Consider the following 1,328-nt stretch of genomic DNA (forward strand, 5'->3'; position numbering starts at 1 on the left):
CTTGAGATCAAGTACATCCAGGATAAACCGTATGTGTATCACTCGACAAGTGTCTACGACCGGGAGACAAAAAAGACCCGGAAAGTCTCACGATACCTTGGCCGGCTCACCCCGGATCGTGGTCTCCTCGCCAGGGGTTCTTCCCGCCCGTCGCAGGAAGAACGTCCTATGACTGCCCTGCAACGGCCTCGTTTCCGTATACGAATACGGTAACGCTCACCTCCTCGCTCTGGAGTTTCAGGATCTCGTCCCGGTTCTCACCGAAGCATTCCCCGACCATTGGCAGGAGATTGTTGCTCTCGTCTTCACCCGAATCACCGGATATCTCCCCCTCAAACGGGTGAGGGCCTCCTGGGAGAAACTGGACAACCCCTTGAACATCCAGCCCGACTGTTCCCCCAAATCCCTCTCCACCACGCTCCGGGCCATCGGCGATGACCGCATCGGTCAGGATATGATCTTGTAGCACCTCCGCACCGGCAACCGCCATCTCATCTACGATCTCTCCTTTGTCTTCTCCCTCTCCGATAACCTCTCCCTTGCCGAGTGGGGTCACGATGCCATGGAAATCGCCCTGCCTCAGGTGAACCTCGCTCTCTTCTCCGGGCGAGAGACCGGGCTGCCGGTGATGCTCCGCCCCCTCCCCGGGTCGGTGAAGGATGTCAAGACGCTCCTCCCCTCCATGGATGGTCTGCACCTTGCGGATGCCATCCTGATCCTTGATCGGGGGTTCATCTCGGGAAAGGTGGTCGAGGGGATCGGCAACCGTGAGTGCTCGTACCTCCTCCCGCTCCGTCGCGACAGTGTCCACTATGCAACCCCGATCCACCCGAGCGACCGGTTTCTATATCACAAGCGCCTGATACGAGGTGGAAAGAGGGAGATCGGGGATAAAACCCTCTATCTCTTCGAGGATGAGGATCTGCGACTCGAGGAGAGGAAGACCCTCTTCGAGCGACTCAGTGAGGGCACGATCACGAAGGAGCTAGCCGGGGAGAAGGAGGAACGCGCCGGCCGAATCCTTTTTCTCTCGAACCTCGACGAGACGCCGCAGCAGATCTATGAACTCTACAAGACCCGGGATCTGGTGGAGAAGCACTTCGATACGCTGAAGAATGAGATCCAGGCAGATGTCCTGTATCTTTCGGATCGGAGTGCAGTTTGTGGTCATCTCTTCGTCGGGTTCCTCTGCCTGTATCTCTACTGCAAGTTGCTGGCACGTATCAAGAAGGCCGGCCTGACGGCGGAGTACTCACCCAGGGATGTCTTACTGAACTTCTCGAAGGTGATGAGGGTATCCTATGAGGGGTTCGACCAGATCACCGAGG

The 1,328-nt window shown here is 57.5% G+C and carries 2 protein-coding genes; one reads left to right on the forward strand and one right to left on the reverse strand.

The genetic code is table 11. The features are described from left to right. Positions 1-166 precede the first annotated feature (166 nt). The gene (locus PLN84_RS13380; RefSeq protein WP_348532197.1) at positions 167-556 is read right to left on the reverse strand and encodes a hypothetical protein; all 390 of its coding nucleotides are present in this window, start codon (positions 554-556) and stop codon (positions 167-169) included. Between the two features lie 6 nt (positions 557-562). Between PLN84_RS13380 and PLN84_RS13385 the strand changes: the two genes are divergently transcribed. Further along, a partial coding sequence (locus PLN84_RS13385) for a transposase (protein ID WP_348532198.1) occupies positions 563-1,328 on the forward strand: 766 nt, incomplete at its 3' end.

This window comes from Methanoculleus sp. (genome assembly GCF_035363275.1).
Lineage (GTDB): Archaea > Halobacteriota > Methanomicrobia > Methanomicrobiales > Methanoculleaceae > Methanoculleus.